The 6,114-nt window shown below is 72.7% G+C and carries 6 protein-coding genes and 1 pseudogene; 5 read left to right on the top strand and 2 right to left on the bottom strand.

Annotated elements, in window-relative coordinates:
- Positions 1–215, bottom strand: a pseudogene (locus HW445_RS15825) (hypothetical protein); the annotation flags it as partial.
- A gap of 654 nt (positions 216–869) precedes the next feature.
- Between HW445_RS15825 and purN the strand changes: the two are divergent.
- Positions 870–1,511 carry a phosphoribosylglycinamide formyltransferase gene (purN, locus tag HW445_RS15820; protein WP_180221658.1) on the top strand — a complete coding sequence of 214 codons (642 nt, stop codon included), beginning with the start codon at positions 870–872 and terminating at the stop codon, positions 1,509–1,511.
- A complete protein-coding gene (purH, locus tag HW445_RS15815) occupies positions 1,508–3,088 on the top strand; it encodes a bifunctional phosphoribosylaminoimidazolecarboxamide formyltransferase/IMP cyclohydrolase (protein ID WP_180221657.1) in 1,581 nt (526 codons plus the stop codon). The genes purN and purH overlap by 4 nt, the downstream gene beginning before the upstream one ends.
- Before the next feature lie 190 nt (positions 3,089–3,278).
- On the opposite strand, the gene HW445_RS15810 is transcribed toward purH, so the two are convergent.
- Entirely contained in the window at positions 3,279–3,881 is a 603-nt protein-coding gene (locus HW445_RS15810) for a hypothetical protein (RefSeq protein WP_180221656.1), read from the bottom strand.
- 284 nt (positions 3,882–4,165) lie between these two features.
- Here HW445_RS15810 and HW445_RS15805 point away from each other — a divergent pair, with 284 nt between their 5' ends.
- The 3 genes from HW445_RS15805 to HW445_RS15795 all read left to right on the top strand — a co-directional run.
- A complete protein-coding gene (locus HW445_RS15805; protein WP_180221655.1) occupies positions 4,166–5,020 on the top strand; it encodes a bifunctional methylenetetrahydrofolate dehydrogenase/methenyltetrahydrofolate cyclohydrolase in 855 nt (284 codons plus the stop codon).
- A 76-nt stretch (positions 5,021–5,096) separates the two neighbouring features.
- Positions 5,097–5,630 carry a DUF3017 domain-containing protein gene (locus HW445_RS15800; protein WP_180221659.1) on the top strand — a complete coding sequence of 178 codons (534 nt, stop codon included), beginning with the start codon at positions 5,097–5,099 and terminating at the stop codon, positions 5,628–5,630.
- 130 nt (positions 5,631–5,760) lie between these two features.
- The coding region (locus tag HW445_RS15795; protein WP_180221654.1) for a helix-turn-helix transcriptional regulator at positions 5,761–6,114 on the top strand (354 nt) is incomplete at its 3' end.

Here is a 6,114-nt window from a genome sequence, read left to right as displayed (position 1 = left end):
CCCGGTCCGCCGGGCCGCTGGCCCCAGCCGGCCCAGCCGCCGCCACCGCTCTCGGGCTGCCGGTCGCTCCAGCGGCCTTCCTGCGAGGGCTGGTTCTCCGGCGGCGGGGCGAACGGGTTGTCCTCGTTGTCGCCGGCCGCGTTCCGCCGGCCGTCGGCGTCCCGCCGGCCGTCATGGGCCGTGGAACCGGGCTCGGAGGGCTTCCGCAGCAGCACGCCGCCACGCTCCCCTCCCGGCGAGGCATGTCCCCGTGTACCGGGCGCGAGGCGCGTGGGAAGGGTGAGGAGTCGCGGACTGCTGCGGTCGGGCATCGGGTGAGCGTCTTCCCCTGACTGGAACGGCTGGTGACTGAAGAGACTGGCGTGCTGTCTGACTGGCTGTCTGACTACTGGCGGTCTGACTGGCGGTCTGGCGGGCTGTTTCCTACCTGCTGGCCTGGCGTGCTGCTCCGGTGTGGTCTCGCGTGCTGGTCTGACGGCTGGACGGCTGGAAGGGCTGCGTCCCGCCGCACGGCCGAAGCCGCCGGTTGCCACGACGAAGCCGCCCGAAGAGCGCGGGAGGAGCCTCGAGGATGTGCCGTACGGCACATCCCGCGCGGGGAGGGACCCCAGGGCCCCGGCCCCTTCCCTCTTCGGAACGCGTGGCGCACCTGGGACGTTCCCGCCCGGTTCCGCGTCGCACAGGGCAGACGCTACCGCCCGGCCCCGCCCCCGTCCCGTGGGGGCCGTCCGAAGTGCCGGGTATCGTTGCTGCCGGTCGACCGCTTCGTAGACTTCCCCGTATTCCGGGGCGCGAAGCATTCGTACGTCCGTACAAAGCCGCGCGTACGACCGGCCGGAAACGCCGCTCCCCCGAGAAAGGGCCCCGCCGTGGCCGCCGCCAAGCCGCCCGCGTCCGTGGTCAAGCGCCTCGTCGTCCTGGTCTCCGGATCCGGTACGAACCTCCAGGCTCTCCTCGACGCCATCGAGACGACCGGCACCGAGGAGTACGGGGCCGAGATCGTCGCCGTCGGCGCCGACCGGGAAGGCATCGAGGGGCTGGCGCGTGCCGAGCGCGCCGGGCTGCCGACCTTCGTCGTCCGGGTGAAGGACCACGCCACCCGTGCGGAGTGGGACGCCGCGCTCGCCGAGGCGGTCGCCGCCCACCGGCCGGACCTGGTCGTCTCCGCCGGTTTCATGAAGATCGTGGGCAAGGAGTTCCTGGCCCGCTTCGGCGGACGGTTCGTCAACACGCACCCCGCCCTGCTGCCCAGTTTTCCCGGGGCCCACGGCGTGCGGGACGCGCTCGCGTACGGCGCCAGGGTCACCGGATGCACCGTCCACTTCGTCGACGACGGCGTCGACACCGGCCCGATCATCGCCCAGGGCGTGGTCGAGATCCGGGACGAGGACGACGAGAGCGCTCTGCACGAGCGCATCAAGGAAGTCGAGCGAAGGCTGCTCGTCGATGTCGTGGGGCGTCTCGCCCGCAACGGCTACCGCATTGAGGGACGAAAGGTAGTTATCCCGTGACCGCCGACAGCACTGTCACGACCCAGCGGCCCATCCGTCGCGCGCTGGTCAGCGTCTACGACAAGACCGGCCTCGAGGAGCTGGCCCAGGGCCTCCACGAGGCGGGCGTCGAGCTGGTCTCCACCGGCTCCACCGCCGGCCGGATCGCCGCCGCGGGCGTGCCCGTCACCAAGGTCGAGGAGCTGACCGGCTTCCCGGAGTGCCTCGACGGCCGCGTCAAGACGCTGCACCCGAAGGTCCACGCCGGCATCCTGGCCGACCTGCGCCTGGACAGCCACCGGCAGCAGCTCGACGAGCTGGGCGTCGCCCCCTTCGACCTGGTGGTCGTCAACCTCTACCCGTTCCGGGAGACCGTCGCCTCCGGCGCCTCGGCCGACGAGTGCGTCGAGCAGATCGACATCGGCGGCCCCTCCATGGTCCGCGCCGCCGCCAAGAACCACCCCTCGGTCGCCGTGGTCACCAGCCCCGCCCGCTACGGCGACGTGCTGGCCGCGGTGAAGGGCGGCGGGTTCGACCTGGCCGCCCGCAAGCGGCTGGCCGCCGAGGCGTTCCAGCACACCGCCTCCTACGACGTGGCCGTCGCCTCCTGGTTCGCCTCGGAGTACGCCCCGGCGGACGAGCAGTCGCAGTTCCCCGACTTCCTCGGCGCCACCTGGCAGCGCAGCCACACCCTGCGCTACGGCGAGAACCCGCACCAGCCCGCCGCGCTCTACCTCTCCGAGGACGCGCACGGCGGCCTGGCCCGCGCCGAGCAGCTGCACGGCAAGGAGATGTCGTACAACAACTACACGGACACGGACGCCGCGCGCCGTGCCGCGTACGACCACGCCGAGCCCTGCGTCGCGATCATCAAGCACGCCAACCCGTGCGGCATCGCGGTCGGCGCCGACGTCGCCGAGGCGCACCGCAAGGCGCACGCCTGCGACCCGCTCTCCGCGTTCGGCGGCGTGATCGCGGTCAACCGGCCGGTGTCGAAGGAGATGGCCGAGCAGGTCGCCGAGATCTTCACCGAGGTCATCGTCGCGCCCGGTTACGAGGACGGCGCCGTCGAGATCCTCGCCCGGAAGAAGAACATCCGTGTCCTGCGGGCCGCCGAGGCCCCGTCGGCGCCCGTCGAGGTCAAGCCGATCGACGGCGGCGCGCTGCTCCAGGTCACCGACCGGCTCCAGGCCGAGGGCGACGACCCGGCCAACTGGACGCTGGCCACCGGCGAGGCGCTCTCCGAGGCCGAGCTGGCCGAGCTGGCGTTCGCCTGGAAGGCGTGCCGCGCGGTGAAGTCCAACGCGATCCTGCTCGCCAAGGACGGCGCCTCGGTCGGCGTCGGCATGGGCCAGGTCAACCGGGTCGACTCCGCCAAGCTGGCCGTCGAGCGGGCCGGTGAGGAGCGGGCGCGCGGCTCCTACGCCGCCTCCGACGCCTTCTTCCCGTTCCCGGACGGGCTGGAGATCCTCACCGCGGCGGGCGTCAAGGCCGTGGTCCAGCCGGGCGGTTCGGTCCGCGACGAGCTGGTGGTCGAGGCCGCGAAGAAGGCGGGCGTCACCATGTACCTCACCGGCACGCGGCACTTCTTCCACTGAGGTTCCGCCGCACGCGGACCTGGTCCGCCGGTGACATGACGCGGCGGCGGTGTCGGCCTCCCTTGGGGGGTGGGCCGATACCGCCGCCGTTCGCCGTCCTGCCGGGCCGTGCCCCCGGCGGGCTCGGCACCGAGCGTGGGCCAGTACCGCGGGTCCGCTCAGTACCGCGGGCGCGCTCAGTAGGGCGCGCTCAGTACCGCGGGCGGTTGAACCAGGCCTTGCCGGAGGGCTGGGCGCAGGCGGCGATCATGACGCCGCTGAAGGCCAGCCACAGCACGCCCGCGAATCCGCCGCCGACCAGCGCCAGCAGACCCATCGCCGCGCCGACCGCGCCGTAGACGATGGTGGTGATCCGCACGCCGTTGCCGCCCTTGGCGAACTTCACGCCGAGCGTGATGGACAGCGGCGACAGTGCCAGGAACAGCAGGCCCAGGCCCGCGAATATGCCGGTGACCGCGTCCGGGCTGATGCCGCTGAGACCGGCGCTCTCCAGCTGGCTCGTGGTCAGCGCGCCGCTGCCCGCGGCGGCGAGCAGCATGATGCCGCCGACGATGATCTGGAAGCCGCCGATGATGAACAGGAACACCCGCGCCGTGACGAGGAGACCCGGCATCGACTGGGGGACCTGCGTGGCGCCCGGGTAGCTGGGGTAGCCCTGCTGCTGGGGGTGCTGCGGGTAGCCGTAGCCCTGCTGCTGGGCGGGCGGCTGCTGCTGCGGGTAGCCGTAACCGGGACCCGACGGCGGCTGCTGCTGCGGCGCTCCGTAGGGGTTGTTGGGGTCGCCATAGCTCATGGTGGTTCCCTTTCTCCGAAACCTCGACGCGTGACAGGGCCACGACGGGCGATCGTCTGCGGAGGAAGGTGCGCGTGTGCGGTCTGGCCCCCCGGTTGCCCGCTGCACTGCCGATTCATCGTTCTGCACCGATCCGCCCCTGTCCACCCGTCGGGGCGACCTGTTGCGGAAGTGCAACGCGCGCCTCACCGGGAGTAGGCGCAGGCCGGAGCCGTCCGGGTTGGTCGTGGCCCCGCCCCGGCCCTGTTTTGAACATGGCCAGGGTCATCCGGGAGGATGGGGGCATGAGCGCCCAGATTCTCGATGGCAAGGCCACCGCGGCCGAGATCAAGTCCGAGCTTGCCGCCCGCGTGGCGAAGCTGAAGGAGAAGGGCGTCACGCCCGGTCTCGGCACCCTGCTGGTGGGGGACGACCCCGGCAGCCGTAAGTACGTCGCCGGCAAGCACCGCGACTGCGCCCAGGTCGGCATCGCCTCCATCCAGCGCGAGCTGCCCGCCACGGCCACCCAGGAGGAGATCGAGGCGGTCGTCCGCGAACTCAACGAGGACCCGGCCTGCACCGGTTACATCGTCCAGCTGCCGCTGCCCAAGGGCATCGACGAGAACCGGATCCTCGAGCTGATGGACCCGGACAAGGACGCCGACGGCCTCCACCCGATGAACCTCGGCCGCCTGGTGCTCAACGAGCCCGCCCCGCTGCCCTGCACCCCCAACGGCATCCTCACCCTGCTGCGCCGTTACGGCGTGGAGACCAAGGGCGCCGAGGTGGTGGTGGTCGGGCGCGGCGTCACCATCGGCCGCCCGATGCCGCTGCTGATGACCCGCCGCTCCGAGAACGCCACGGTCACCCAGTGCCACACCGGCACCAAGGACCTGGCCGCGCACCTCAGGCGGGCCGACATCGTGGTCGCGGCGGCCGGTGCGCCGCACCTGATCCGCGCCGAGGACATCAAGCCGGGCGCGGCCGTGCTGGACGTCGGCGTCTCGCGCAACGACGAGGGCAAGATCGTCGGAGACGTCCACCCGGACGTGGCCGAGGTGGCCGGCTTCCTGTCGCCCAACCCGGGCGGCGTGGGCCCGATGACGCGGGCGCTGCTGCTGGTCAACGTGGTCGAGGCGGCGGAGCGTCGTGCCGGCTGAGACGCGGGGCGGGACCGGCTCCACGGACGCGGCGAACGTGCCGGACGCCCCGGACGCCCCGGACGCCTCGGGCTCGGTGGACCCCCAGGACGCCCCGAAGGGTTCGGAGGCCCCGGAGACTTCGGAGGCCCCGGAGACCTCGGGGCCCGAGGGCGCCTCGTCGGAGCCCGTGGTGCGGGACGCGGTCAGCGCCCCGGACGACCAGGGGCGGCCGAGGCGGGTCACCCGCAGGTTCCCGCTGTTCACCCGCGACACCGCGCGCCCCGAGGGCGGCGGCCGTGCCGCCCCCGGGGACGCTCCGGCGCCGGCCCGGCAGTGGCCGATCCTGCTGGTCATCACGGTGGCCGCGATCGGGCTGCTGGTCACGGCGTTCGGCATGTTCCGGCTGGGCACCCTGGTGGTGGGCGCCGGACTGCTGCTGGGCGCGGCACTGCGGTGGGCGGTGCCCCACGTCGGCATCCTGGCGGTGCGGTCGCGGTTCACCGACGTCGTGACGTACGGGCTGCTGGGCGTGGCGATCGTGCTGCTGGCGCTGATGGTGCAGCCGGACCCCAAGCTGGAGCTGCCGTTCATCAAGGACCTCCTCCACTTCACCGTGGACGACTCGTGACCGTGTGACGGGAACGGGAGGTCTTCTCCCGCAACGGCCCGAATCGGGCTAACGTGGTCGGGACGTCCGGAATGCCGTGCGCGGGGGAGGCGCGCGGCAGGGGGCCGGACGCTCGGGCGGAGGGGGAGCCATGCCGCGTTGGAAGGCGTTGCCGGAGGAACTCGACCCGGAGGTCAGGGAGTTCACGGACGCCCTGCGGATGCTGGTGGACCGCGGCGGCCTCGGCATCGCCGCCGTCGCCGACAACACCGGGTACAGCAGGACGTCCTGGGAGCGGTACCTCAACGGCCGGCTGCTCCCGCCCAAGGGCGCGGTGATCGCGCTGGCCGAGGTGACCGGCGCCAACCCGCTGCACCTGACCACGCTGTGGGAGCTGGCGGAACGGGCGTGGAGCCGCTCGGAGATGCGGCACGACCTGACCATCGAGGCGATGCGCATCGCCCAGGCCCGCCAGGAGCTGGGCGAGTTCGCCGCCCCGTCGGCC

This window comes from Streptomyces sp. UH6, from assembly GCF_013421635.1.
Taxonomy (GTDB): domain Bacteria; phylum Actinomycetota; class Actinomycetes; order Streptomycetales; family Streptomycetaceae; genus Streptomyces; species Streptomyces abyssomicinicus.
The sequence above is the reverse complement of the archived record's forward strand: the minus strand, read 5'-3'. Positions and strand labels throughout refer to the sequence as shown.